A 26,995-nucleotide genomic window follows, 5' to 3' on the forward strand; every position below is an offset into this window, starting at 1 on the left:
ACTATGCGTTTAATCATTGATTGCGATCCCGGCAACGGCGTTCCCGGCGCCAACGTCGATGACGGTCTGGCGCTGGCTCTGGCGCTGGCGGCCAAACCGCAGCTGCAACTGGAGCTGATCAGCATCGTGGCCGGCAATACCCCGCGTGAAGTGGGCTTCGCCGTCGCCTCCGATCTGCTGGCGCAGAGCGGCTACCGGGTACCGGTCGCCCTCGGCGCGGCGCGCGCCCTGAGCGAGCCGCCGGAGCCGTGGCGCGCCCATCTGGACCGCCCGATCGCCGATCCGCAGCTGGCGGCGCTGTGGCGCGACTTGCCCGCCCCCTCGCTGGCCAACGCGCCCGCACCGGACGCCGCCATCGCCATCGGCGAACTGATCTGCCGGCATCCCGGCGAGATCACGCTGGCGGCGATCGGCCCGCTGACCAACGTTGCGCACGCCATGCAGCTTTACCCGCAGATGGCGCAGGCGGTGAAAGAGATCGTGATCATGGGCGGCGTGTTCAACGTCGAAGGATACATCAAGGACACCAATTTTGGTTTGGATCCGGAAGCGGCGCGGCTGGTGTTGAACAGCGGTGCCAATATCACGCTGGCGCCGCTGGACGTCACCACCCAGACCATGCTGACCCAGGCGGATCTGGCCGCGCTGACCCAGCCGGATACCCCGCTATGCCGTTATTTGCGCGCCACCACGCAGCCGTGGATCGACTATTCGCGCCATACGCGGCGCCTGCCGGGCTGCTGGATCCATGATGCGCTGGTGATCGCCTGGCTGCTGGAACCGCAGTTGGTCACGACCGAAATGTTCCATGTGGATGTGGCGCTGGAAGGGGCGTTGACGCGCGGCAGCTCACGCCGTTGGCGGCCGGGCGGCCTGCGCCTGACGGTCGGTATGCCGCCGCCGCAGGGCAAGCCGGTGCGCATCATGCAGCAGGTGGACAACGCCCGTCTGCTGGCGTTGATCGGCGCAACGCTGGCGCGCGGATGAAAAAAGGTGCGCCAAGGCGCACCAATCATCGAGCCAGCATCGGCAGCGCCGGGTGTTACCCCTTGCCTTTAACGCTGCTGATAAACGTTTTACGCGCAGTGGTAGAGCCCAACTTCTCGGCCTCATTCATCAGCTTCAGCGCCTTATCGATATCGCCCGCCTTCACCGCCTGCTTGATGCCGTTATTAAAGTAGCTTTCGGTATCGTTGAGCATCGGCTCCGCCGGTTTCTCCGGCGTCGGCATCGGTGCCGCCGCCGCGGCCGGGGTGCTCGACCCCACCACCACCGGCGCCACGGTCGGCGCAGGCTGCAGCATGCCGATCATCACGTTGCCGGTGCCCTGTTCAGCGGTGACCTTAAGCTTCAGCGTGCCGGTCGTCGCGTGGCCGGCGATCGGATCCGGGATATCCGGCACCGCGTTGCCCACCCCCTGCGCATAGGCCTTGGCCGGGTTGGTCAGCTGCGTAGTTTTCACCAAATCCTGGCGAGTGGTGTACACCAGCAGGTAAATCTGTTTTTGACCGAGCGCCGGCGTCAGCTTCAGCGTGCCTTCGAGACGATCGGAGGACATCGCCCCCGGCGGCTGGTAAGGGAAATAGCTGCTCGGGTAATACGCCGCCGGGCGCAGATGCTCGTCCAGCACCAGCACGCTCGGCGCGTACAGCGAATTGTTTTTGGCGAGGCTGCTCAGCGTCACTTCCAGCGAACCGCGATCGGCCGGCAACGTATAGGCGGCGATCGCCCCCTGGATCTCGCCCTGATTGAGCTGCGGGCTGACGGCGTCGAGCTTCACCTCTTGCGACACCGGCGGCTGCAACGGCTGCCACGGCAGGCTTTGCAGCGTGGCGGCGCTGATGGCCGGCGCGACGGAAACGTTGGCCGGCGTATCGGCATTGGCCGCCAAAGGCGCGCCGACGGTCAGCGCCAGCGACAGGCAGAGTGACAGCAGATTCTTTTTCATCGTTATATCCTCTTTCAGCGCCGCGATGGTTCAGGCAAGAGATCCGGCCGCGGCGAATGCGATTGGGGGAGAGCCTGCGGCCCTCCCCGTCCTGTCGTTACCACCAAATTTCCATCTGGGCGCCGAAGGTGACTTCGTCATCCTTGCCGCGGCTGAAGGTATGCATGCTGGTGTCGTTGTAAGCGGTGCCGGCGTTATACCCGGTATCATCGCCGGTGGCGTAGCCCCACTTCTCATCCCACTTGGCGTAGGTGGCGAACAGGCGGATGGCCGGACGCGACCAGATGCTGTTGCCCGCCTGCCATTGCTGCGCCAGGGTCACTTTATACTGGCCGTTGCGATCGCCGGTGCGCTGGGATTTGACGTTGTCATAGCCGGCTTCCAGCAAGGTGCTCATGATCGGCGTCCATTTGTACATCGGGCGTACGCCCACGGTGTACCAGGTGGTGCCGTTGTTGTTGTCGCGGTCGATGTCCTGGAACATGGCGACGTACATCAGCGCCCATTGATCGTTGAAGTCGATGGCGCCGTGATCCAGCACGCGGATCATCTTGCCGTTGTTATCGATGGTGGCGCCTTCGTTGCGGCCGTTGTTCTGCGAGGTCATCGAGTCGGTGGCGTACTGCAGCACGAACTTGTTGTAACCGTTCAGGATGCTCTGCGTGTGTTCCGCGGTGAACATCCAGCCGTCTTTGCTGGCGCCGTCCGCCAGGCGGTAGTTATCCTGCGCATTGGCGCGGCCGTAGTCCACGCCCAGCTCCAGGGTGCCGCCCGGGTTCAGCTCCAGGCCGGCCAGACGCAGGTCGAAGGTATCGTTGACGGTCGGACGCTGTTTCCATTCGTTATCCAGATAGCCGTAAGAGCCGCCGGATTCGGAGTTGCGGGTCACGGCGGCGGACAGCTTGCCGAAGCCCAGATCGATGTTTTCCAGACCGGCGCCCGGGCCGGAGATATCCCAGTAGTAGAAGTCGATCATGTGAACGTCATGACGCTGATAGAAACGCTTACCGGCCCACAGCGTGGAGCCCGGCAGCCAGTCGATCAGGTTTTTACCCTGCACGTTGACTTCGCGGAAGCCCGGCGTCACGTCTTCCCAGTCGGAACGTTGCGAGACCGAATAGGCCAGGTTGGTGTCGAAATAGAAGCTCTTGTCGCCTTCTTTCCACACTTCCTGCCCCAGTTTCAGTTCGGCGTAGGTTTCACATTCGTTGCCGAGACGGTATTTGCTCGCGGCGCCGGTGGCCTTGAAGCACTGTTGCTCACCGCCGCTGCCGGTCCAGCCGATGCCGGAACGGGCGTAACCGTGAAAATCCACGGCCAGCGCCTGAGTAGAGAGAACACCGGCGGCGACAGCCAGTGCCAGAGGAAGTTTGCGCAGAGTAGTCATCATTATTCTCCTGTTATACCGACTTTGATGCTTTAAACGCCCGGCTCCTGGTGCAGCCGTTTACATGCCGTACCGTCTTCACGGAACAGGTGGCAACGATGAGGCGGCAGGCCGATGGCGAATGTGGCACCTTCTTCTACCAGCACCACGTCGTTCTGGCGGTACACCAGGTTTTGACGGATGGCCGGGATTTGGATGTGGATTTGCGTCTCGTTGCCGAGCTGCTCCACCACCTGTACGTCGCCGGTAAGCCGCACTTCAGAGGCTTCGCCGGGCAGCAAATGTTCGGGGCGAATGCCCAGTGACAGGTTGGCGCCGGGCTGAACGCCCGCGCCTTCCACCGGCAGCCAGACCAGTTGACGGTTGGGCAGTTCGACCTGCACCTGTTGCGGCTGCGCAGCGGTCACCTTGACCGGCAGGAAGTTCATCTTCGGCGAGCCGATAAACCCGGCGACGAAGCGGTTGGCCGGGTAGTGGTACAGTTCCAGCGGCTTGCCGACCTGCGCCACGCGACCGGCGTCGAGCACCACGATCTTGTCGGCCAGCGTCATCGCTTCGACCTGATCGTGAGTGACGTAAATCATGGTGCGCTGCAGGCGCTTGTGCAGACGGGAGATCTCGATGCGCATCTGCACCCGCAGCGCGGCATCGAGGTTGGACAGCGGTTCGTCGAGCAGAAACACGTCCGGCTCGGCCACCAGCGTGCGGCCGATCGCCACGCGCTGACGTTGACCGCCGGACAGCGCCTTCGGCCGCCGATCGAGCAGGTGCGCCAGCTGCAGCACCTCGGAGACCTGGTTCACCCGTTGATTGATTTCCGCTTTCCTGGCGCCGGCCAGCTTCAGGCCAAACGACATGTTGTCCGCCACCGACAGGTGCGGATACAGCGCGTAGGACTGGAACACCATGCCGATGCCGCGCTCGGAAGGCGGCACCTCATTCATCCGTTTCTCGCCGATCAGCAGGTCGCCGGAGGTGATGTCCTCCAGCCCGGCGATCATGCGCAGCAGCGTCGATTTGCCGCAGCCCGACGGCCCGACGAACACCACAAACTCGCCGTCTTCGATGGTCAGATTGACGTCTTTGGAAATCACGGCCTCACCGAAGGCCTTATAAACGCTGCGCAGTGTCACGCTAGCCATGCGTTACTCCCCTGCTTTCGCAGTTAACATGTCGTGTGAAAATGGCGGAGGCAAAGCCCGCCAAAACCCATTGATGACCCTCTTGCTGCGCGCCGTGCTGCCATGCCAACGGCAAGGTCGCCTCAGACGGCGCGGCCGCCTGAGTATAAGGCTGCAGGTTTATCAGCGCTTCAAGGCATTGATCCTGATGGGTAATAAGTAAGCGCACCACGCCGTCCCGCTGGCTGACCGCGTTCAGCTCGCCGCGCTGGATGAGCGGCGAACGGCGCAGAGCCAACAGCGCCTGGCAGTAACGTAAGGTGGAGTGGCTGTCGTGCTGTTGGCGGCTGATGGCCAATGCGCGGTGTTCGATCGCCACCTGCTGATACCAGCTGATCTCCCCGGCGGTGACCTGTTCGGGGGCTTCATGCCACGGCATCGGCGTTTGCGCGCCGCGCGGATCCTGCAGGCCGGCGGCATGCGGCAGCCCCAGCTCTTCGCCCTGATACAGGCAGATCGGCGCCGGCAACATCGCCAACAGCGTCAAAAAGGCGGCGGCGGAACGCAGATCGCCTTGCCCCCAGCGGCTGACCACTCTTGGCTGCTCGGCGTCCCCGGTGCTCCACAGGCTGTCCGCCAACGTGGCGCGGCGGGCGTGCAACACCGCCGCCAGCTTCTCCGCGCTGAACGGCATCACGTCCAGCGCCAGCGCGCCGTGGGCGAACCGCTGCGGCGCGACGGCATTGCGAACGCGGTTGGCTTCATCGCCGTACCACAGCGTCAGCCCTTCGCCCGTCACCGTCGCCTCGGCCTCCGGCGCCAGCGTCTGCGGCAGCAGCAGGCCGTCGATCGACAGCGCTTTCAGGTACGGCAGCGCCGCCAGCATGCCGTGCGCGTCGCCCACGCCGTCCCCGTTTCCGTCACGGAAACTGGCCGGATGGATCCGGTACAGGGTGGGCTGAGTGGCGATAGGCATTGACGACATAAATCCGGTATCCCTGCTGCGCGTGGCGTTAAAAATCGATGTGCCGATAGTGCGGGAGTCACCGGAAAGGGTAATCATCCGTAACAGGATTTTTCATGGGGGAGGAGGCGGGAGGATGAGAGAACGACCGCGGCGATGAGAAGTTCCGCGCTTAAGGCAAATCTGTGATCCGGCTGGCAAAAATCGCCCCCCTATTGTGTGCCTGACGCCACAGAATAGAGCACAACGTTAACTGGATCACACTCCTCATCTCAGGGGCGTAGAGGGGGGGAGGATGAGAATATGTCGCGTTGTGACCCACTATTACCGCGAAACGTCTCTCCTTGATTTATGTGCCCACAAAAAGAAGGACTGGATTATGACTCGCAGCATTACCCTCGCCCGCACGCTGGCGCTCTCGGCACTGGCCACCCTGGTGCTCTCTTCTTCCGCCTTCGCCAAGATTGAGGAAGGCAAACTGGTTATCTGGATCAACGGCGACAAGGGCTATAACGGCCTGGCGGAAGTCGGCAAGAAATTCGAAAAAGACACCGGCATCAAGGTCACCGTCGAGCACCCGGACAAACTGGAAGAAAAATACCCGCAGGTGGCCGCCACCGGCGACGGTCCTGACATCATTTTCTGGGCCCACGACCGCTTCGGCGGCTATGCGCAGTCCGGCCTGTTGGCCGAAATCCACCCGTCCAAAGCCTTCCAGGACAAGCTGTTCCCGTTCACCTGGGACGCCGTGCGCTATGACGGCAAGCTGATCGGCTACCCGATCGCCGTCGAAGCGCTGTCGCTGATTTACAACAAGGACTTGGTCAAACAGCCGCCGAAGACCTGGGAAGAGATCCCGGCGCTGGACAAACAGCTGCGCGCCGCCGGCAAGAGCGCCATCATGTGGAACCTGCAGGAACCCTACTTCACCTGGCCTATCATCGCCGCCGACGGCGGTTATGCCTTCAAGTATGAGAACGGCAAATACAACATCAAGGATGTCGGCGTCGCCAACGCCGGTTCGCAGGCCGGCCTGCAGTTCATCGTCGATCTGGTGAAAAACAAGCACATCAACGCCGATACCGATTACTCGATCGCCGAGGCCGCGTTCAACAAAGGCCAGACCGCGATGACCATCAACGGCCCGTGGGCCTGGAACAACATCGAGCAGAGCAAAATCAACTACGGCGTGACGCTGCTGCCGACCTTCAAAGGCAAACCGTCCAAACCGTTCGTCGGCGTGCTGACCGCCGGCATCAACGCCGCCAGCCCGAATAAGGAGCTGGCGACCGAGTTCCTCGAAAACTACCTGCTGACCAACGAAGGGCTGGCGGACGTCAACAAAGATAAACCGCTGGGCGCGGTGGCGCTGAAGTCCTACCAGGAAACGCTGGCCAAAGATCCGAAGATCGCCGCCACCATGCAGAACTCGCAAAACGGGGAGATTATGCCGAACATCCCGCAGATGAGCGCCTTCTGGTACGCCGAACGCAGTGCAGTGATCAACGCCGTCAGCGGCCGTCAGACGGTGAAAGCCGCGCTGGACGACGTGCAGACCCGCATCACCAAGTAACGACGTCGTGCGGGGTGCCGTGGCGCCCCGCCATTGCTTCACAGAAAGGAACGCCCTATGCAATTCGCTCACGCCGGGACGCCTGCGCGTAAAAAATCGAAGTGGTGGCAAAGCGACGCGCTGAAATGGCTGTTGGTCGGCCTGTTCAGCCTGGTGACCTGCTACCTGATTGTGTTGATGTATGCACAGGGTGAATACCTGTTCGCCATCCTGACGCTGATCCTGGTCAGCGCCGGACTTTACGTCTTCGCCAACCGCCGCGCCTACGCCTGGCGCTATGTGTATCCCGGCGTCGCCGGCATGGGATTGTTCGTCCTGTTCCCGCTGATCTGCACCATCGCCATCGCCTTTACCAACTACAGCAGCACCAACCAGCTGACCTTTGAGCGCGCGCAATCGGTGCTGATGCAACGCCAGTTCCAGAGCGGCAAAACCTTCACCTTCGGCCTCTACCCGGCGGAAAATCAGCAATGGCGCCTGCAATTAACCTCGCCGGACAGTGAACAGCCGTTGATTTCCGAGCCTTTCCACCTCGACGCCGCTGCGCCGCAAACCCTGACATTGACCACGCAGAGCGCCGCGCCGCAGGGCGAACGCGCCACGCTGCGGGTGATCACCCAGAACCGGCAAGCGCTGAGCCAGCTGGTGGCGCAACTGCCCGACGGCGGTGAATTGCGCATGAGCTCCCTGCGCCAGTTCTCCGGCACCCGCCCGCTGTATGCGTTGGACCAAGACGGCAGCACGCTGACCAATAACCAGACTCAGGTGCGCTACCGGCCGAACGGCGACATCGGCTTCTATCAGGCGATCAACGCCGACGGCGGCTGGGCGCAGGAAACCCTGAGCCCCGGCTATACCGTCACCACCGGCTGGAAAAACTTCCTGCGGGTGCTGCAGGACGAAGGCATCAAGAAACCGTTCGTATCGATCTTCATCTGGACCATCGTGTTCTCGGTGATGACGGTGATCCTCACCGTGGCGGTCGGCATGGTGCTGGCCTGCGTGGTGCAGTGGGAGGCGCTGAAAGGCAAGGCTATCTACCGCGTGCTGCTGATCCTGCCCTATGCGGTACCGTCGTTCATCTCGATCCTGATCTTCAAAGGCTTGTTCAACCAGAGCTTCGGCGAGATCAACATGATGCTCAGCCACCTGTTCGGCATCAAACCGGCCTGGTTCAGCGATCCGCTCACCGCCAAGAGCATGATCCTGATCGTCAACACCTGGCTCGGCTACCCGTACATGATGATCCTGTGCATGGGGCTGCTGAAGGCGATCCCGGACGATCTGTACGAGGCCTCGGCGATGGACGGCGCCAACCCGTGGCAAAACTTCTTCCGCATCACCTTCCCGCTGCTGATCAAGCCGCTGACGCCGCTGATGATCGCCAGCTTCGCCTTCAACTTTAACAACTTCGTGCTGATCCAGCTGCTGACCAACGGCGGCCCGGACATGATCGGCACCACCACGCCGGCCGGCTATACCGATCTGCTGGTCAGCTACACCTACCGCATCGCCTTCGAAGGCGGCGGCGGGCAAGACTTCGGCCTGGCGGCCGCCATCGCCACGCTGATCTTCCTGCTGGTGGGCGCGCTGGCGATCCTGAATTTGAAAGCCAGCAAGATGAACTTCGATTAGGGAGAATAACGATGGCCATGGTTCAACCCAAATCCCAGCGCTTGCGCCTGTGGATCACCCATATCTTGATGCTGTGCTTTATCGCCCTGATCATGTTTCCGCTGCTGATGGTGGTCGCCATCTCGCTGCGCGCCGGCAACTTCGCCACCGGCAGCCTGATACCGGAAACCCTCTCTTGGGATCACTGGCGGCTGGCGCTCGGCTTCAGCGTCACCCACGCCGACGGCAGCGTGACGCCGCCGCCGTTCCCGGTGCTGCTGTGGCTGTGGAACTCAGTCAAAATCGCGGCGATCACCGCCATCGGTATCGTGACGCTGTCCACCACCTGCGCCTACGCCTTCGCCCGCATGCGTTTTCGCGGCAAGAGCACGCTGTTGAAAAGCATGCTGATCTTCCAGATGTTCCCGGCGGTGCTGTCGCTGGTGGCGCTGTACGCCCTGTTCGACCGCCTGGGCCAGTACATTCCGTTTATCGGCCTGAACACCCACGGCGGCGTGATTTTCGCCTACATGGGCGGCATTGCGCTGCACGTCTGGACTATCAAAGGCTATTTCGAAACCATCGACAATTCGCTGGAAGAAGCGGCGGCGCTGGATGGCGCCACGCCGTGGCAGGCGTTCCGTCTGGTGCTGTTGCCGCTGTCGGTGCCAATTCTGGCGGTGGTGTTCATTCTGTCGTTTATTGCCGCCATCACCGAGGTGCCGGTGGCGTCGCTGCTGCTGCGCGATGTGAACAGCTACACGCTGGCGGTGGGGATGCAGCAATATCTCAACCCGCAGAACTACCTGTGGGGCGACTTCGCCGCTGCTGCGGTGCTGTCGGCGATACCGATTACCGCCGTGTTCCTGCTGGCGCAGCGCTGGCTGGTGGGCGGCCTGACGGCCGGCGGCGTGAAGGGGTAATTTGTGCCACTGCAGTGCGTTTGATGTTTTTCCTTATCTTTTACCCTATGGATTTCAAGTTACAGCTAGGCGACCAGCTCGCTAAGCCCAGGCGCTTACTTCAGTAAGTAACTGGGGTTAGCGAGTGCAGTCAACAACGCTGTCGCTTGAAAGATGACGGGTAATTATATCCTGTGTCTTTGGCGGCCTTTGGCCGCCATTTTTATCTCAGCTACTCCCGTTTCAGCCGGTCGGTGTTGGCCAGATAGAGCGTCACCACCAGCACCAATATCGCCGCGGCGTAGATCAGGGTGTCGATGGGATTTTTGTGATCCACGATAATCAAACGAATAATCGCGGTAATGCCGATATAAATAAAATAGCGCAGCGGGAAATGATAACCCGACTCAAAATACTTGACGATCAAGGCGATAAATTCAAAGTACAGAAAATAAATCACGATGCCTTCAATCAACAGGTAAGAGGACGACTCTTCGCTGTTAATAAATAACACCTTCGCCAGATGGATGGTCTCCTTGACCAGAAACACCACCAGAATTGCCGCCAGCAGCAACAAGCCCACGTTCAGCACCCGCTGCAGCCCCTTCGCTATCATGATCGAACGCGACGTTTTTGCCATAAAACCTCTCCTGAATACCGCTTATATGATTCAACCGTGCCAATATAGGCATTGTCCTAAAAATTCCGCCCTTCGCGAAAGCACTTTAAACCCCATTTAATTCATCACGTTATAATAAGATGTTTCTGGCTTATAGATTTGTAGCAAATCGAAATGTCAACTATCATGGGTCACAGAGATCTTTACATAAAACCAATAACCTCGAATTAACAAGGGAATTCTTTATGCGCGCTAAACTTAACGGACTGGTCGCTGCAGGCCTGTTTACCTGTGCATTGTCCGGCCACGCCGCCGGCCTGGTAGCCCCTGACAACGATCTGCGTAACGATCTCGCCTGGTTGTCTGACCGCGGCGTCATCAACGTCAGCCTGTCCACCTGGCCGCTGAGTCAGGAAGAGATCAGTTCCGTTATCGCGCAGGCCAAACCGGTGACCAACACCGAGAAAAACGTCATCGACCGCGTGCAACGCCGCGTTGACGCCCTGAAAGCCAACATCCGCGTCAGCGGTTACGCCTCGACCGATAAACCCGGCACCCCGCAGGGCTTCGGCCAAAACGAGTACGCCGACGATCGCCTGACCATCGGCGCCGGCGCCAACGGCGAGTTCTGGGACGTGCGTCTGCAGGGCTCGGTGGAAGGCGATCAGCGTGTCAGCGACGGTTCCAAATTCAACATGAACGGCTCCTACGGCGCGGTGAAGATCTGGAACCAATGGCTCTCCTTCGGCGAGGTTTCCCAGTGGTGGGGCCCGGGTTACGACGGCAGCCTGATCCGCTCCGACGCCGCGCGCCCGGTCGCCGGCTTTATGCTGCAGCGCGCCGACCAATCGCCGTTTGAAACCCCGTGGCTGTCGTGGATCGGCCGCTGGCAATACCAGCTGTCCGCCGGCCAGCTGTCGCAGTACAGTTCTGTACCGCACACCAAACTGATCGGCGGCCGTTTCACCATGATGCCTACCGACTTCGTCGAGCTGGGCGCATCGCGCATCATGCAGTGGGGGGGGAAAGGCCGTCCGCAGTCATGGAGTTCATTCTGGGATGCCTTTAGCGGTAACGATAACGATGACTCAGGTCAGGGCAACGATCCGGGCAACCAGCTCGCCGGTTTCGACTTCAAGCTGAAAATGCAGCCGCTGATCGGCCTGCCGGTCAGCCTCTATGGCCAGTTGGTCGGCGAAGATGAAGCCGGCATGTTGCCGTCGAAAAACACCTATCTGCTCGGTCTGGAAGGTCACCCGGAATGGGGCCCGACCACCATCAACTGGTATATTGAAGGTTCCGATACCCGTTCGGATATGAGCCGTAAAAACTACGTGTACAACCACTACATCTACAAAGGCGGCTACTATCAGCAGGGCTACCCGCTGGGTCACGCGATGGGCGGCGACGGCCAGATGCTGTCCGGCCGCGTCGAGCTGGTGCTGGACGACAGTCAGCGCTGGAGCACCCGTCTGGTATACGCCAAGGTGAACCCGCTGAGCCAAAGCATCAACCAGGCGTTCCCGAAATCCGATACGCTGAAGGGCGTCCAGGTCGGTTGGGGTTACACCTTCCCGTCCCAGGTTAAGTTCGATACCAGCCTGTGGTACACCGACAACGATCACAGCACCGCCGACGACGTGGGCGCTGGCGTCAGCTTCGAAGTGCCGATCAACCTGTAATTTTTTGCAGACGTAAAAAAACCCGCCGCGGCGGGTTTTTTTATTGGCTTCAGCTCAGACGCTTAGCGCCATTCCTTGAAGCGGTTGATCAGCGCATTGGTCGAGCTGTCGTGACTGCTGATTTTCTCGCTGCCCGCCAGCTCCGGCAGGATGCGGTTAGCCAGCTGTTTGCCCAGCTCCACGCCCCACTGATCGAAGGTGAAGATGTTCAGGATCGCGCCCTGGGTGAAGATCTTGTGCTCGTACAGCGCGATCAGGCTGCCCAGGCTGAACGGGGTGATTTCACGCAGCAGGATCGAGTTGGTCGGCCGGTTGCCTTCAAACACCTTGAACGGCGCCACGTGCTTGACCTGCTCAGGGGTTTTGCCCTGCGCCGCGAACTCGGCTTCCACCACTTCCAGCGATTTGCCAAACGCCAGCGCTTCGGTCTGAGCGAAGAAGTTGGACAGCAGTTTGGCGTGATGATCGCCCAGCGGGTTATGGCTGATGGCCGGCGCGATGAAATCGCACGGCACCAGCTTGGTGCCCTGGTGGATCAGCTGGTAGAACGCGTGCTGGCCGTTGGTGCCCGGCTCGCCCCAGATGATCGGGCCGGTCTGGTAATCCACCGGGTTGCCGTTGCGATCGACGTACTTGCCGTTGGATTCCATGTTGCCCTGCTGGAAGTAAGCGGCAAAACGGTGCATGTACTGATCGTACGGCAGAATGGCTTCGGTTTCGGCGCCGAAGAAGTTGTTGTACCAAATACCGATCAGCGCCAGCAGAACCGGCAGGTTTTTCTCCGCCGGCGTTTCGGCGAAGTGCTTGTCCATAGCGTGCGCGCCGCTCAACAGCTGCTCGAAGTTGTCATAACCGATGGACAGCGCGATCGACAGGCCGATCGCCGACCACAGGGAGTAACGGCCACCGACCCAGTCCCAGAATTCGAACATGTTGTCGGTATCGATGCCGAACTCGGCTACCGCTTTGCCGTTGGTGGACAGCGCGGCGAAGTGCTTGGCCACGTGCTGTTGATCGGCGGCGCTGCTCAGGAACCAGTCGCGCGCGCTGTGGGCGTTGGTCATGGTTTCCTGAGTGGTGAAGGTTTTGGAGGCCACCAGGAACAGCGTGGTTTCCGGATTCAGCGGCTGCAGCGTTTCGGCGATGTGGGTGCCGTCGACGTTGGAGACGAAGTGCATGTTCAGGTGGTTTTTATAAGGGTGCAGCGCTTCGGTCACCATGTAAGGGCCGAGATCCGAACCGCCGATGCCGATGTTCACCACGTCGGTGATCGGCTTGCCGGTGTAGCCTTTCCACTCGCCGCCGATGACGCGCGCGCAGAACTGTTTGATCTTGGCCAATACCGCGTTCACTTCCGGCATCACGTCTTTGCCGTCGACCAGAATCGGGCTGTTGCTGCGGTTGCGCAGGGCAATGTGCAGCACCGCGCGATCTTCGGTGCGGTTGATCTTCTCACCGGCGAACATCGATTTGATGGCGCCTTGCAGATCGGTTTCTTTCGCCAGCGCCTGCAGCTTCTCCAGAGTTTCCTGCGTGATGCGGTTCTTGGAATAGTCCACCAACATTTGGTCATTGAAGGTCGCGGAGAACCTGGAGAAACGATCGCTGTCCTCGGCGAACAGGTCAGCGATCCGTACGTCTTTCATCTGTGCATAATGTTGCTGCAGGGCTTGCCAAGCAGCGGTTTGACTAGGATTGATATTTTTCATAGCAACACTCTTAGGCTTGAGAATAAAAATGACGCGTTTGTCCGATTGTAGCCTGTTCGACTGTGATTATGATCGCTTTTCTTGCGATAGGCGCTAACTGTCAACGCATTGCCGCCTCGTTTCAGCTTTCACTCTATACTTTTGGCTAACGGCCTGTTATCGGGGTTGCCGAATTGTCATCAGGCTGTGTCATCGTCGTTTATTTCGTCATTTGAAAGGGATCTCGCTTATGGAATTATCCGCCCCGCTCATGTTGGTGCTTATCGGCCTGGCGTCGCTGCTGGCGCAGTGGCTGGCCTGGTTGCTGCGCCTGCCGGCCATCTTGCCGCTGCTGCTGTTCGGCATCGTGCTCGGCCCGACGGTGCATCTGGTGCAGCCGGATCTGCTGTTCGGCGATCTGCTGTTTCCGCTGGTGTCGCTGTCGGTGGCGATCATCCTGTTCGAGGGGGCGCTGACGCTGCGTTTCGAGGAGATACGCGGCCTCGGCGGCGTGGTGCGCAACCTGGTCACCGTCGGCATGCTGGTCACCTTTCTGGTCATCAGCCTCGCCAGTTGGTGGCTGCTGGATTTCCCGCCGGAGCTGGCGGCGTTGATCGGCGCGGTGACGGTGGTGACCGGGCCGACGGTGATCGCCCCGCTGATGCGCGTGGTGCGGCCGAACGCCAACATTAACCAGGTGTTGCGCTGGGAAGGGATCGTCATCGATCCGGTCGGCGCCATCTTCACCCTGCTGGTGTTCGAGTTTATCGTGCTGAAGCAGAATGCGGAGTCCTATACCCACCTGTTTTGGACGCTGGGCGTGACCGCCGCCGTCGGCCTGATCGCCGGCGCGCTGTTCGGCTACCTGCTCGGCCTGGCGCTGCGCCGCGTTTGGCTGCCGCGCTACCTGCAGAACCTGGCGGTGCTGGCTATTATGCTGACCGCCTTCGGCGTCTCCAACGCCATCGCCGACGAATCCGGCCTGCTGACCGTCACGGTGATGGGCATCTGGCTGGCCAACATGCGCGACGTGGACACCAGCGATATTCTGGCGTTCAAAGAGGAGCTGTCGGCGATCCTGATCTCGGCGCTGTTCATCATTCTGGCGGCGCGGCTCGACATCCAGGCGCTGTGGAACATGGGCTGGCCGCTGCTCCTGTTGCTGCTGGCGGTGCAGTTCATCGCCCGGCCGCTGTGCATCGCGGTGTCGACCTGGCGCTCTTCCCTGCACTGGCGCGATCGGCTGCTGCTGTGCTGGATCGCCCCGCGCGGCATCGTGGCCGCGGCGGTCAGTTCGCTGTTCGCGCTGACGCTGCAGCGCAGTGGCTATCAGGGCGCCGACCGGCTGGTGACCGTGGTGTTCGCCATCATCATCGGCACCGTGGTGTTGCAAAGCCTGACCAGCGGCATGATGGCGCGCTGGCTGCGGGTGCAGCAGCAGAAACCGCGCGGCGTGCTGATCGTCGGCGCCAACAGCGTGGCGCGCATGCTGGCGCAGGCGCTGATCAAGCTGAACGTGCCGGTGATCGTCACCGACAGCAGCTGGGAATACTACCGTCAGGCGCGCATGGACGGCATTCCGGCCTACTATGGCCACGCCTACTCCGAACACGCCGAGAACTACCTCGATCTGAGCAATATCGCCCAGGTGCTGGCGCTGTCGCCCAATCGCCACCAGAACGCGCTGGCGGTCTACCACTTCGGCCATCTCTTCGGCGAAGATCACGTGTTCGCCATCCGTTCGGGGGCGCCGTTGAAAGGACGCGGCGCCAGCGCGGAAAGTTCGCGTTTCCGCCGGCATGAAATTTTATTTAATCAGGAAGCCACCTACGGCCGCCTGAGCAGCCTGCTCGCCAGGGGAGCCACCATCAAAGCGACCAAATTGAACGAAAATTTCGGTTGGCTGGAGTATTTGGAGAAACATCAGGGCGTTATTCCGCTATTCAGCCAAAAGGAAGACGGTTCTCTGCAACCGATTGGCGCCGGTTCCACGCCCGCGATGCCCTGTACGCTTATCGCGCTGGTGCAAGATGAAAATCCCTCACCGTCTGTACGTTGACAGAATGGCGATAACCGGCTATTCCTAACAGCCTACTTGCGCACCCGGTGCGCAAGCCAGAAGAGGCGCGTCGCCCAGGTAGAGTGTCAGAGGAGCCGTTTCTCCGTTGACGGCACCCGAGGGGGAGCGACGCCGAGGTAGGGTAATGGCCGGCCATTATCGTATCGACTACAGGGGCTGAATCCCCTGGGTTGTCACCAGGGGATCGCCCGCAGGGCGATCGACAAGGTGGGGCGCTTCTGGGTGTATCGTAGCCTGACCTCTACGCCTGCCCCCTGTTTACCGCTCTCCCCTTGTGCCAAGGCTATGGAATTACAGTGCCCCAAACGGGCATCCCTGACACGAGGTTTCTAGATGAACCAAGCAGCACCCCAGAATTCCACCGTGGTAGCCAAGTTCGGCGGCACCAGCGTCGCCGACTTTGAAGCCATGAACCGCAGTGCCGACGTCGTGCTGGCCAACCCGCAGGTCCGCCTGGTGGTGTTGTCCGCTTCGGCGGGCGTCACCAACCTGTTGGTCGCCCTGGCCGAGGGTTGCGAGGCCGACAAGCGCAATTACCAGCTTGATGAAATCCGGCGTATCCAATACGCCATCCTCGATCGCCTCGCGGCGCCGGCGGTGATCCGCGACGAAATAGACCGCCTGCTGGAAAACATCGCCATGCTGTCGGAAGCCGCGTCGCTGGCCACCTCGACGGCGTTGACCGACGAACTGGTCAGCCATGGGGAGCTGATGTCCACCCTGCTGTTCGTTGAAATCCTGCGCGCCCGCAACGTGCAGGCCGAATGGTTCGACGTGCGCAAAGTGATGCGCACCGACGATCACTTCGGCCGCGCCGTGCCGGACAGCGCCGCGCTCAGCGAACTGGCCCGGGCGCAGTTGCAGCCGCGCCTGCAGGAAGCGCTGGTGGTCACCCAAGGCTTTATCGGCAGCGAGCCGAAGGGCCGCACCACCACGCTCGGCCGCGGCGGCAGCGACTATACCGCCGCGCTGCTCGGCGAAGCGCTCGGCGTCGGCCGGGTGGATATCTGGACCGACGTGCCGGGCATCTACACCACCGATCCGCGCGTGGTGCCGGCGGCCAAGCGCATCGACAAAATCGGTTTCGAAGAGGCGGCGGAAATGGCCACCTTCGGCGCTAAAGTGCTGCATCCGGCCACCCTGTTGCCGGCGGTGCGCAGCGATATTCCGGTGTTCGTCGGTTCCAGCAAGGATCCGGCGGCCGGCGGCACGCTGGTGTGCAACACCACCGAGAACCCGCCGCTGTTCCGCGCGCTGGCGCTGCGCCGCAAGCAAACGCTGCTGACGCTGCACAGCCTGAACATGCTGCACGCGCGCGGTTTCTTGGCCGAGGTGTTCAACATCCTGGCGCGCCATAATGTCTCCGTCGATCTGATCACCACTTCGGAAGTCAGCATCGCGCTGACCATGGACACCACCGGCGCCACCTCCGTCGGCGGCAGCCTGCTGACCACCTCACTGCTGACCGAACTGTCGTCGCTGTGCCGGGTGGAAGTGGAAGAAAACCTGGCGCTGGTGGCGATCATCGGCAACCAGCTGTCGCGCGCCTGCGGCGTGGGCAAAGAGGTGTTCGGCGTGCTCGATCCGTTCAATATCCGCCTGATCTGCTACGGCGCCAGCAGCTATAACCTGTGCTTCCTGGTGCCGGGCGAAGAAGCCGAGCAGGTGGTGCGTACCCTGCATCACAACCTGTTCGAATAAGTCATTATCCCTGATTGCGGGCGCAGCATGCTGCGCCCCTGCGTCTAAAAAATCCGTTCAAAACCTGCAGGGGTTCAGCATGTTGAGCCCGCAATAAAAACACAACCACATCCACCGTTCTCAATCTGGCTAAGGAAAACCTGCATGCTGGCACTACTCACGCGCTTATTCCCCCTCTGGGCGATACTGCTGTCCGTCGCCGCTTATTACACGCCGACCACCTTTACCGGTATCGGCCCCTACGTCAGCCCGCTGCTGATGCTGATCATGTTCGCCATGGGCGTCACGCTGCGGCTCGACGACTTCAAACGCGTGCTGGCGCGTCCCGGCCCGGTGGCGGCAGGCATCTTCCTGCATTATCTGATCATGCCGCTGGCGGCCTGGATCCTGGCGATGCTGTTCCGCATGCCGCCGGATCTGTCCGCCGGCATGGTGCTGGTGGGCAGCGTGGCCAGCGGCACCGCCTCCAACGTGATGATCTATCTGGCCAAGGGTGACGTGGCGCTGTCGGTGACCATCTCGGCGGTCTCGACGCTGGTGGGGGTGTTCGCCACGCCGCTGCTGACCCGTCTGTACGTCGACGCCAAGATCAGCGTCGATATCATGGGCATGCTGTTGAGCATTCTGCAGATTGTGGTGATCCCGATCGGCCTGGGCCTGATCGTCCACCATACCCTGACCAAGGTGGTGAAACGCATCGAGCCACTGTTGCCGGCGTTGTCGATGGTGTGCATTCTGGCGATCATCAGCGCGGTGGTGGCGGGCAGCCAAAGCCATATCGCTTCGGTCGGCCTGGTCGTTATCATCGCGGTGATCCTGCACAACGGCATCGGTCTGCTGAGCGGCTACTGGGGCGGTAAACTGTTCGGTTTCGACGAGTCCACCTGCCGCACGCTGGCGATCGAAGTCGGTATGCAGAACTCCGGGTTGGCGGCCACGCTGGGCAAAATCTACTTCTCGCCGCTGGCCGCGCTGCCAGGCGCGCTGTTCTCGGTCTGGCACAACCTCTCCGGTTCGCTGCTGGCAGGTTATTGGTCCGGCCGCCCTATCAAGAAGAAATAAACCGCCTGTAGGGACGCAAACAATTGCGTCCCTTTTCTTTCCTGCGAAATTTCGTATTTCCCACTGGTCGGATTGTCATAATTCCCCTCATCCCCTATCATCCGTGAAAAATAAAAATTCAGATTCTTCCTATCAATGCCGATAATGTTGGCAAGAGGAAGAGACGCTCCACTTTTTTTAATTAATTAAGTCACCAGGGTTGCCCGCCATAAAAGAAGCAGCCTAATTATTATTTAGATATATACCCACCGTCTTATTTGCTGCGGCAAATCAAGATACCTCGCAATGTGCATGTCGCTCATTATTTCGGGCCGGCCGTCGGCCGCCCGTGGTTAACCTCATGGATTGGGCTGGCTGCCCCGGCGGCCTCTCAGAATGGATTACAATGATAAAAAAAATCACCGCCTTGACACTGCTGGTCAGCACGGCCCTTTCCGCCGAAACCCTGCCGGACTCCCACATGATGATGGACATGTCGATGGGGGAATCACGGCGCGCGTTGCAAGACAGCACGCGTGAAGTCAACCAGTTGATTGAGCAACGCCGCTACCAGCAGCTGAAGCAACAGCGCCTGCTGGCGGAACCGGAACCGGCCGCGCCCGCACTGCCGCAGTCCGCGCAGTGCCTGCCGATCGCCGGCGTTTATCTGCAAGGCATTACCCTGCTCTCACCGGGTGATTTATCTGCGCTGAGCGCGCTGCCGGAAAACTGCATCAGCAGCAACGATATCAATCGCTTGACCCGTGAATTAACGCGCCTTTATGTGCAAAAGGGCTATATCACCGCGCGCGTGCAAATTGTTCGCCCTAATTCACAAGGAGAATTGGGGTTAAGCGTGACGGAAGGATTTATCGAGAAAATAGAAGGCGGCGATCGCTGGGTCAACAGCCGTTTATTATTTCCGGGGCTGGAAGGCAAGCCGTTGAAATTAACCGAGCTCGATCAGGGATTGGATCAGGCCAACCGTTTGCAATCAAATACCACCAAGCTGGATATATTGCCCGGCCGCCAGGTTGGCGGTTCGGTTATTCGTTTGCGCAATCAGCATGCCAAGCCCTGGCTGATTACCGCCGGCACGGATAATTACGGCCAAAAAAGCACCGGCCGGTGGCTGGCGCGCGCCACTGCCACGTTGGACAGCCCGTTTGGCCTGTCGGACTTTGTCAGCCTGAACGCCAACAGCACGCTGGAAAACCCGGCTCACCGCTATAATCGCGCCTACACCCTGCTCTATTCGCTGCCGTACGGCGCGTTCACCTTCAGCGGGTTCGCCAGCTTCTCGTCCTATGAAAACCACCAGCAGCTGCCGCACAACGTGGTCAAACTGCACGGCCAGACCCAACAGTACGGGCTGCGCAGCGACTACGTGTTTTATCGCGATCACGATCAGATAGACAGCCTGAGCGGCCAGCTGACCTACAAGCGCATCGACAACTACTTCGAAAGCGTGCGCCTTGAGGTCAGCAGCCCAACGCTGACCCTGGCCGAACTGAGCGCCAGCCACCTGCAAATTCTGCCCCATGGCGTGTTCAGCGCCAACCTCAGCGTCGAGCAGGGCCTGCCCTGGCTGGGCGCCGATCGCCACCCGAGTTCGGTGCACCTCGACAGCCAGTTCACCAAGGGCAAGCTGTTCGCCAACCTGAGCCAGCGCCTCAAGCTGGGTGATGCCACCTATCAGCTCAACAATCTGTTCTACGGCCAGTACAGCCGCGACCCGCTGCCCGGCGTGGAGTGGCTTAGCCTCACCGATCGCAGCGCCGTACGCGGCTTTAGCCGCAGCACCCAGTCCGGCGACAACGGCTGGTATCTGCAGAACACGCTGTCGCGCAGTTTCAATCTGGGCGCCACCACGCTGACGCCGCGCCTTGGCGCCGACGTTGGCCGCATTCTGCCGCGTCAGGACAACTCGGGCTGGCGCAGCAGCGCCGGGGTGAGCAGCGGCGCCACGTTACGTTACCGCCAGGCGCTGGTCGATCTCGAGGTCAGCCGCGGCTGGATTTTGTCTAACCACGCTACGCCGGAAGATCCCGTTCAGGTGTTGGCCCGCTTTTCTTACACCTTTTAATCAACAGTTTTGCAGGACCCCACGGCAATATACGGAGATACATGGATGAAAAATAATAACTTCAGACTTTCGGCGGCAGGCAAACTGGCCGCCGCGCTGGCGATTATTCTCGCCGCTTCCGCCGGCGCCTACGCCGCAGAGATCGTTGCGGCCAACGGCGCCAACGGCCCCGGCGTCTCCACCGCCGCCACCGGTGCGCAGGTGGTCGATATCGTCGCGCCGAACGGCAACGGGCTGTCGCACAACCAATATCAGGACTTCAACGTCAACCAGCCCGGCGCGGTGCTGAACAACTCCCGCGAGGCGGGACTGTCGCAGTTGGCCGGCCAACTGGGCGCCAACCCCAATCTGGGCGGGCATGAAGCCAGCGTGATCCTCAACGAGGTGATCGGCCGTAACCCGTCGCTGCTGCATGGCCAGCAAGAGATCTTCGGCATGGCGGCCGACTACGTGCTGGCCAACCCGAACGGCATCAGCTGTCAGGGCTGCGGATTCATCAATACCAGCCATTCCTCACTGGTGGTCGGCAACCCGCTGGTGGAAAACGGCGTGCTGCAGGGTTACAGCACCTTCGGCAACCGCAACACGCTGAGCCTCAATGGCACCCTGAACGCCGGCGGCGTACTGGATCTGATCGCGCCGAAGATCGACAGCCGCGGCGAAGTGATCGTGCAAGATTTCAAACATTCGAATGGTAAAGTGACCTCGGCGACGATCAACGCCATCAGCGGCCTTAACCGGGTAGCGCGCGACGGCACGGTGCAGGCCAGCCAACAGACGCCGACCGCGCTGGACAGCTACTACCTCGGCAGCATGCAGGCCGGGCGCATCAACATCATCAACACCGCGCAGGGCAGCGGCGTGAAACTGGCCGGCTCGTTGAACGCCGGCGATGAACTCAAGGTGAAAGCCTATGATATCCGCAGCGAAAGCCGCGTCGACGACGCCAGCAGCAACAAAAACGGCGGCGATAACTATCAAAATTACCGTGGCGGCATCTACGTCAACGATCGCAGCAGCAGCCAGAAGCTGACCCGCACCGAGCTGAAAGGCAAGAACATCAGCCTGGTGGCGGATAATCATGCGCACCTCACCGCCACCGATATCCGCGGCGAAGACATTACGCTGCAGGGCGGTAAGCTGACGCTCGACGGCCAGCAGTTGAAGCAGACGCAAGGCCATACCGACGATCGCTGGTTCTACTCCTGGCAATACGACGTCACCCGCGAACGCGAGCAGCTGCAGCAGGCGGGCAGCACCGTCGCCGCCAACGGCAGCGCCAAACTCATCAGCACCCAGGAAGACGTGAAGCTGCTGGGCGCCAATGTCAGCGCCGAGCGTGCGCTGAGCGTCAAAGCGGCGCGCGACGTACACCTTGCCGGGCTGGTGGAGAAGGATAAATCCAGCGAGCGCGGCTACCAGCGCAATCACACCTCCAGCCTGCGCACCGGCAGATGGAGCAGCAGCGACGAAAGCGAAAGCCTGAAGGCCAGCGAACTGCGCAGCCAGGGCGAACTGACGTTGAAAGCCGGTCGCAATGTCTCGACTCAGGGCGCCAAGATCCATGCCCAGCGCGATCTGACGATCGATGCAGACAGCCAGATCCAGGTCGGGGTGCAGAAAACCGCCAACGCCAAAGCGGTACGCGATGACAAAACCTCCTGGGGCGGCATCGGCGGCGGCGACAACAAAAACAACAGCAATCGCCGCGAGATCAGCCACGCTTCCGAGCTGACCAGCGGCGGCACCCTGCGCCTGAACGGCCAGCAAGGCGTCACCATTACCGGCAGCAAGGCGCGCGGCCAGAAAGGCGGCGAAGTCACCGCCACCCACGGCGGCCTGCGCATCGACAACGCGCTGAGCACCACCGTGGACAAAATCGACGCGCGCACCGGCACCGCCTTCAACATCACCAGCAGTTCGCACAAGGCCGACAACAGCTACCAGAGCAGCACCGCCAGCGAGCTGAAGTCCGACACCAACCTGACGCTGGTCAGCCACAAGGATGCCGACGTGATCGGCAGCCAGGTCACCAGCGGCGGTGAGCTGAGCGTCGAGTCGAAGACCGGCAACATCAACGTCAAGGCGGCCGAGCGGCAGCAGAACATCGACGAGCAAAAGACCGCGCTCACCGTTAACGGCTACGCCAAAGAAGCCGGTGACAAGCAGTACCGCGCCGGTTTGCGCATCGAGCACACCCGCGACAGCGAGAAAACCACCCGCACCGAGAATAGCGCCTCAAGCCTCAGCGGCGGCAGCGTGAAGCTCAAGGCGGAGAAGGACGTGACCTTCAGCGGTTCTCAATTGGTCGCCGACAAAGGCGACGCCAGCGTCAGCGGCAACAAGGTTTCGTTCCTGGCGGCCGACGACAAAACGGCCTCAAACACCGAGCAAACCAAGATCGGCGGCGGTTTCTATTACACCGGCGGCATCGACAAACTCGGCAGCGGCGTGGAAGCCGGCTACGAGAACAGCAAAACCCAGACGCAAAGCAGCAAGGCGATCACCTCCGGCAGCGACGTCAAAGGCAATCTGACGATCAACGCCCGCGACAAGCTGACCCAGCAAGGCGCGCAGCACAGCGTCGGCGGCGCCTATCAAGAAAACGCCGCCGGCGTCGATCACCTTGCCGCTGCCGACACCGCCAGCACCACCACCACCAAAACCGACGTCGGCGTGAACATCGGCGCCAACGTCGATTACAGCGCCGTGACCCGTCCGGTCGAGCGCGCGGTCGGCAAGGCAGCCAAGCTGGACGCTACCGGCGTTATCAACGACATCGGCGGCATCGGCGCGCCTAACGTCGGCCTGGATATCGGCGCACAGGGCGGCGGCAGCGAAAAACACAGCAGCAGCTCGCAGGCGGTGGTCAGCTCGGTGAAAGCCGGCAGCATCGACATCAATGCCAAAGGCGAAGTGCGCGATCAGGGCACGCAGTACCAGGCGAGCAAAGGCGCGGTCAACCTGACGGCGGACAGCCACCGCAGCGAAGCCGCGGCAAACCGTCAGGACGAGCAGAGCCGCGACACCCGCGGCAGCGCCGGCGTGCGCGTCTACACCACCACCGGCAGCGATCTGACCGTGGACGCCAAGGGCGAAGGCGGCACCCAGCGCAGCAACAGCAGCGCCAGCCAGGCGGTGGCCGGCTCGATCGACGCGGCCAACGGCATCAACGTCAACGTGAAAAAAGACGCGGTCTATCAGGGTACCGCGCTGAACGGCGGCAGCGGTAAAACCGCCGTCAACGCCGGCGGCGATATCCGCTTCGATCAGGCCAGCGACAAACAGAGCGAGAACCACAGCGGCTTTAACGTCAAAGCGTCCGCCAAAGGCGGCTTCACCGCCGACAGCAAAAACTTCGGCGCCGGTTTCGGCGGCGGCACCAACAACGGTGAAAGCAGCAGCAGCACCGCGCAAGTCGGCAACGTCAACGGCCAGGGTGTGGCGCTGAAGGCGGGCCGCGATCTGACGCTGCAGGGCACCAACGTCAAGAGCCAGGGCGACGTCAGCCTGAACGCGGGCAACAAGGTCGCGCTGCAGGCGGCGGAATCGACCCAAACGCGTAAGGAAAGCAAGCTGTCCGGCAATATCGATCTGGGCGCCGGCAGCAGCGACAGCAAGGAAAAAACCGGCGGCAGCCTCTCCGCCGGCGGCGCCTTCGACATCGCCAAGGTCAATGAGTCCACGACAGAACGCCAGGGCGTCACTATCGCCTCAGACGGCAAGGTCACCCTGTCCGCCAACGGCAAAGGCGATGACGCGCTGCATCTGCAGGGGGCCAAAGTCAGCGGCGGCAGCGCCGCGCTCGAAGCGAAAAACGGCGGCATCCTGCTGGAATCCGCCAAGAACGAGCAGCATAAGGACAACTGGAATCTGGGCATCAAAGCCAACGCCAGAGGCGGTCAAACCTTCAACAAGGACGCAGGCGGCAAGGTCGATCCGAACACCGGCAAAGACACCCACACGCTGGGCGCAGGTCTGAAAGTCGGCGTGGAGCAGCAGGATAAAACCACCCACGCCAATACCGGCATCACCGCGGGCGACGTGGCGCTCAACAGCGGCAAAGACACCCGCCTTGCCGGCGCGCGCGTCGACGCCGACAGCGTACAGGGCAAGGTGGGCGGCGATCTGCGCGTTGAAAGCCGCAAAGACGTCGAGACAGGCGTGAAGGTGGATGTGGATGCCGGTCTGAGCCACAGCAACGATCCGGGCAGTAGCATCACCTCCAAGCTGTCGAAGGTCGGCACGCCGCGCTACGCCGGTAAAGTGAAAGAGAAACTGGAAGCCGGGGTTAACAAAGTGGCCGACGCCACCACCGACAAGTACAACAGCGTGGCGCGTCGCCTCGATCCGCAGCAGGATACCACCGGTGCAGTCAGCTTCAGCAAGGCTGACGGCAAAGTCACGCTGCCGGAAACGCCGGCCGGCGAAAAACCGCAGGGCCCACTGTGGGATCGCGGCGCACGCACCGTCGGCGGCGCGGTGAAAGACAGCATCACCGGGCCGGCGGGTCGCCAGGGGCAGCTCAAGGTCAATGCCGACGTGGTGAACAACAATGCGGTCGGCGAGCAATCAGCGATTGCCGGTAAGCACGGCGTGGCGCTGCAGGTCGGCGGCCAAACCCAGCTGACCGGCGGCGAAATCCGCAGCCAGCAGGGCAAGGTGGAACTGGGCGGTAGCCAGGTCAGCCAGCAGGACGTCAGCGGCCAGCGCTATCAGGGCGGCGGCCGCGTCGATGCGGCCGCCACGGTAGGTGGACTGTTAGGCGGCGCGGCGAAGCAAAGCGTCAACGGCAACGTGCCGTTCGCCAGCGGCCATGCCTCAACTCAGCAGGCGGACGCCAAAGCCGGCGTGTTCAGCGGCAAATAACGCGCCTCCCCTACACAACGCCCCCGGTTTTCCGGGGGCGTTTTTTTACAGCGTGCTCGGGGTGTCTTCCCAGTCGCGATCGTCGTCTTTCGCATCCTGATCCAACACGTTGTAGGCCACGGCGCAAAACAGCGAGTTCAGGCGCTTCATGTCCCCCAACAATCCCAAATGCAGCGAACTGGTCTCGATGCTCTGCACGTTTTGCTGATGCAAACGATCGACGTGCGCATGCGCATAGCGGCGATCCAGAATGCGGAAGCGGTGCTTGGAACGGCGCAGGCGTTTGGCGCTGGTGACGTCGCCGGACAGGAACACCGACAACCCCAGACGCAGGTTGCCGATCAGCCGTTCGTGCAACCCGTCCAGTTCCGCCAATCCTTCCGCCGAGAAGGCGCGGCGCGCGGCGTGCGATTTGGCGCCCACGTCGCCGGCCATGCGCTCGATGATGTCGCCCGCCTGTTCCAGGTTGAGCGCCATTTCGATGATTTCCGCCCAGCGGCGCGAATCTTCCTCGCCCAGATCTTCCTTCTGGATCTGTGCCAGATACAGCTTGATGGCGGTGTACAGCACGTCGACGTCATCGTCGAGTCGCCGCACCTCTTTATCCACGCCTTGCTTACCGTGCAGCACTTCGCGCTGCAGGATCATCATGTGTTCCACCACGTCGCCCATGCGCAGCGTTTCGCGCGCCGCGTTGGCCAGCGCCAGCGTCGGCGTATCCAGCGCACTGGCGTCCAGATGACGCGGCCGCATGCGCGGGTCGTCGGCCGCCACGTCGACGATCAGCCGCTCGCACAGCGTCGCCATCGGACCGGCCAACGGGATCATCACCAGACAACGGATCAGGTTGTAGAACACGTGGAAATAGATCACCAGCTCTTCGCTGCCGCCCGGCAGTTGAGCCATCACATCCGCCAGATAGGAGACGAACGGCAACACCAGGATGCAGCCCACCAATTTGAACAGCAGGCTGCCGAGCGCCACGCGCCGCCCGGCGGCGTTCTGGCCGCTGGCGTTGATCATCGCCAGCAGGCCGCTGCCGAGGTTGGCGCCGATCACCAGACAGAGCGCCACCTTCAGCGAAATCACGCCGGTGGCGGTCAGGGTGGCGGTCAGCAGCACCGCGGCCAGGCTGGAATAGCTGACGATGGCGAACAGCGCGCCGGTCAGGGCGTCCAGCATCACATCGCCAGTCAGCGACGAGAACAGCACTTTCACCCCTGCCGCCTGGGTGATCGGCGTGGCGGCGGCCACGATCAGTTCCAGCGCCAGCACGATCAGCCCCAGACCGATCAGAACGCGCCCGATCTGGCCGATCCGCATCTGTTTGCGGCTGAGGAACAGGAAGACGCCGACCAGGATCAGCAGCGGCGACAGCCAGGAAAGATCGAAGGTCAGCACGCGCGCCATCAGCGCGGTGCCGACGTCGGCGCCCAGCATGATCACCAGCGCAGGCGCCAGCCCCACCAGCCCCTGCGCGACGAAAGAGGTCACCAGCAGCGCGGTGGCGTTGCTGCTTTGCACCAGCGCGGTCACGCCGATGCCGGAAACGAACGCCAGCGGTTTTTTCTCAACGCTGTCGCTCAACACGCGCCGCAAATTGGCGCCGTAAACCCGCATGATCCCGGTGCGCACGATGTGGGTGCCCCACACCAACAGCGCCACGGACGAAAGCAGGTGAAGAAGGGTCAGCACGGAAGATACGCTCCATTAACGCCCG

Annotated in this window: 17 protein-coding genes and 1 riboswitch; of the genes, 10 read left to right on the forward strand and 7 right to left on the reverse strand. The window is 61.5% G+C overall.

Annotated elements, in window-relative coordinates; translation table 11 throughout:
• The first annotated feature begins 3 nt into the window (after positions 1–3).
• Entirely contained in the window at positions 4–987 is a 984-nt protein-coding gene (locus AC2CGQ_RS16150; protein ID WP_088381960.1) for a nucleoside hydrolase, read from the forward strand.
• 55 nt (positions 988–1,042) lie between these two features.
• On the opposite strand, the gene malM is transcribed toward AC2CGQ_RS16150, so the two are convergent.
• From malM to AC2CGQ_RS16170, 4 genes are all read right to left on the reverse strand, one after another.
• On the reverse strand, positions 1,043–1,948 hold the full coding sequence (gene malM / locus AC2CGQ_RS16155; RefSeq protein WP_021505144.1) for a maltose operon protein MalM: 906 nt from the start codon (positions 1,946–1,948) through the stop codon (positions 1,043–1,045).
• A 97-nt stretch (positions 1,949–2,045) separates the two neighbouring features.
• A complete protein-coding gene (locus AC2CGQ_RS16160) occupies positions 2,046–3,335 on the reverse strand; it encodes a maltoporin (RefSeq protein WP_015379233.1) in 1,290 nt (429 codons plus the stop codon).
• A 32-nt stretch (positions 3,336–3,367) separates the two neighbouring features.
• A complete protein-coding gene (gene malK, locus AC2CGQ_RS16165) occupies positions 3,368–4,477 on the reverse strand; it encodes a maltose/maltodextrin ABC transporter ATP-binding protein MalK (protein WP_004936708.1) in 1,110 nt (369 codons plus the stop codon).
• On the reverse strand, positions 4,470–5,441 hold the full coding sequence (locus AC2CGQ_RS16170; RefSeq protein ID WP_015379234.1) for an alpha-amylase family glycosyl hydrolase: 972 nt from the start codon (positions 5,439–5,441) through the stop codon (positions 4,470–4,472). The genes malK and AC2CGQ_RS16170 overlap by 8 nt, the downstream gene beginning before the upstream one ends.
• Positions 5,442–5,799: 358 nt before the next feature.
• Between AC2CGQ_RS16170 and malE the strand changes: the two genes are divergently transcribed.
• The 3 genes from malE to malG are packed head-to-tail and all read left to right on the forward strand — an operon-like array spanning position 5,800 to position 9,530.
• Positions 5,800–6,993 carry a maltose/maltodextrin ABC transporter substrate-binding protein MalE gene (malE, locus tag AC2CGQ_RS16175; protein WP_004936701.1) on the forward strand — a complete coding sequence of 398 codons (1,194 nt, stop codon included), beginning with the start codon at positions 5,800–5,802 and terminating at the stop codon, positions 6,991–6,993.
• 57 nt (positions 6,994–7,050) lie between these two features.
• Complete coding sequence (malF, locus tag AC2CGQ_RS16180; RefSeq protein ID WP_085337205.1) at positions 7,051–8,628, forward strand: maltose ABC transporter permease MalF; 1,578 nt, start codon at positions 7,051–7,053, stop codon at positions 8,626–8,628.
• Positions 8,629–8,639: 11 nt separating this feature from the next.
• Positions 8,640–9,530, forward strand: coding sequence for a maltose ABC transporter permease MalG (malG, locus tag AC2CGQ_RS16185; RefSeq protein ID WP_015379237.1), 891 nt, complete (start codon positions 8,640–8,642; stop codon positions 9,528–9,530).
• Between the two features lie 211 nt (positions 9,531–9,741).
• Here malG and psiE read toward each other — a convergent pair whose 3' ends face one another.
• The gene (gene psiE / locus AC2CGQ_RS16190; RefSeq protein WP_015379238.1) at positions 9,742–10,149 is read right to left on the reverse strand and encodes a phosphate-starvation-inducible protein PsiE; all 408 of its coding nucleotides are present in this window, start codon (positions 10,147–10,149) and stop codon (positions 9,742–9,744) included.
• A 224-nt stretch (positions 10,150–10,373) separates the two neighbouring features.
• On the opposite strand from psiE, the gene AC2CGQ_RS16195 reads away from it, so the two are divergent.
• Positions 10,374–11,810, forward strand: coding sequence for a capsule assembly Wzi family protein (locus AC2CGQ_RS16195; RefSeq protein WP_033631963.1), 1,437 nt, complete (start codon positions 10,374–10,376; stop codon positions 11,808–11,810).
• 62 nt (positions 11,811–11,872) lie between these two features.
• On the opposite strand, the gene pgi is transcribed toward AC2CGQ_RS16195, so the two are convergent.
• Positions 11,873–13,519: a glucose-6-phosphate isomerase gene (gene pgi / locus AC2CGQ_RS16200; RefSeq protein WP_172574990.1), complete on the reverse strand. Its 1,647-nt coding sequence runs from the start codon at positions 13,517–13,519 to the stop codon at positions 11,873–11,875.
• Positions 13,520–13,748: 229 nt separating this feature from the next.
• Here pgi and AC2CGQ_RS16205 point away from each other — a divergent pair, with 229 nt between their 5' ends.
• From AC2CGQ_RS16205 to AC2CGQ_RS16225, 5 genes are all read left to right on the forward strand, one after another.
• Positions 13,749–15,557: a cation:proton antiporter gene (locus AC2CGQ_RS16205; RefSeq protein WP_004936687.1), complete on the forward strand. Its 1,809-nt coding sequence runs from the start codon at positions 13,749–13,751 to the stop codon at positions 15,555–15,557.
• A 52-nt stretch (positions 15,558–15,609) separates the two neighbouring features.
• A riboswitch (Lysine riboswitch) is annotated at positions 15,610–15,804 on the forward strand.
• A gap of 107 nt (positions 15,805–15,911) precedes the next feature.
• Positions 15,912–17,279 (forward strand): lysine-sensitive aspartokinase 3, encoded by a 1,368-nt coding sequence (gene lysC / locus AC2CGQ_RS16210; protein WP_004936686.1) that lies wholly within the window; start codon positions 15,912–15,914, stop codon positions 17,277–17,279.
• A gap of 144 nt (positions 17,280–17,423) precedes the next feature.
• A complete protein-coding gene (panS, locus tag AC2CGQ_RS16215) occupies positions 17,424–18,341 on the forward strand; it encodes a ketopantoate/pantoate/pantothenate transporter PanS (RefSeq protein WP_160125800.1) in 918 nt (305 codons plus the stop codon).
• A gap of 385 nt (positions 18,342–18,726) precedes the next feature.
• Positions 18,727–20,406 (forward strand): ShlB/FhaC/HecB family hemolysin secretion/activation protein, encoded by a 1,680-nt coding sequence (locus AC2CGQ_RS16220; RefSeq protein ID WP_021505153.1) that lies wholly within the window; start codon positions 18,727–18,729, stop codon positions 20,404–20,406.
• Between the two features lie 45 nt (positions 20,407–20,451).
• Entirely contained in the window at positions 20,452–25,275 is a 4,824-nt protein-coding gene (locus AC2CGQ_RS16225; protein ID WP_484593752.1) for a hemagglutinin repeat-containing protein, read from the forward strand.
• Positions 25,276–25,320: 45 nt separating this feature from the next.
• Here AC2CGQ_RS16225 and AC2CGQ_RS16230 read toward each other — a convergent pair whose 3' ends face one another.
• A complete protein-coding gene (locus tag AC2CGQ_RS16230; protein ID WP_004936675.1) occupies positions 25,321–26,970 on the reverse strand; it encodes a Na/Pi cotransporter family protein in 1,650 nt (549 codons plus the stop codon).
• Between the last annotated feature and the right edge of the window lie 25 nt (positions 26,971–26,995).

It is taken from the genome of Serratia sp. DFXYC6 (genome assembly GCF_057196085.1).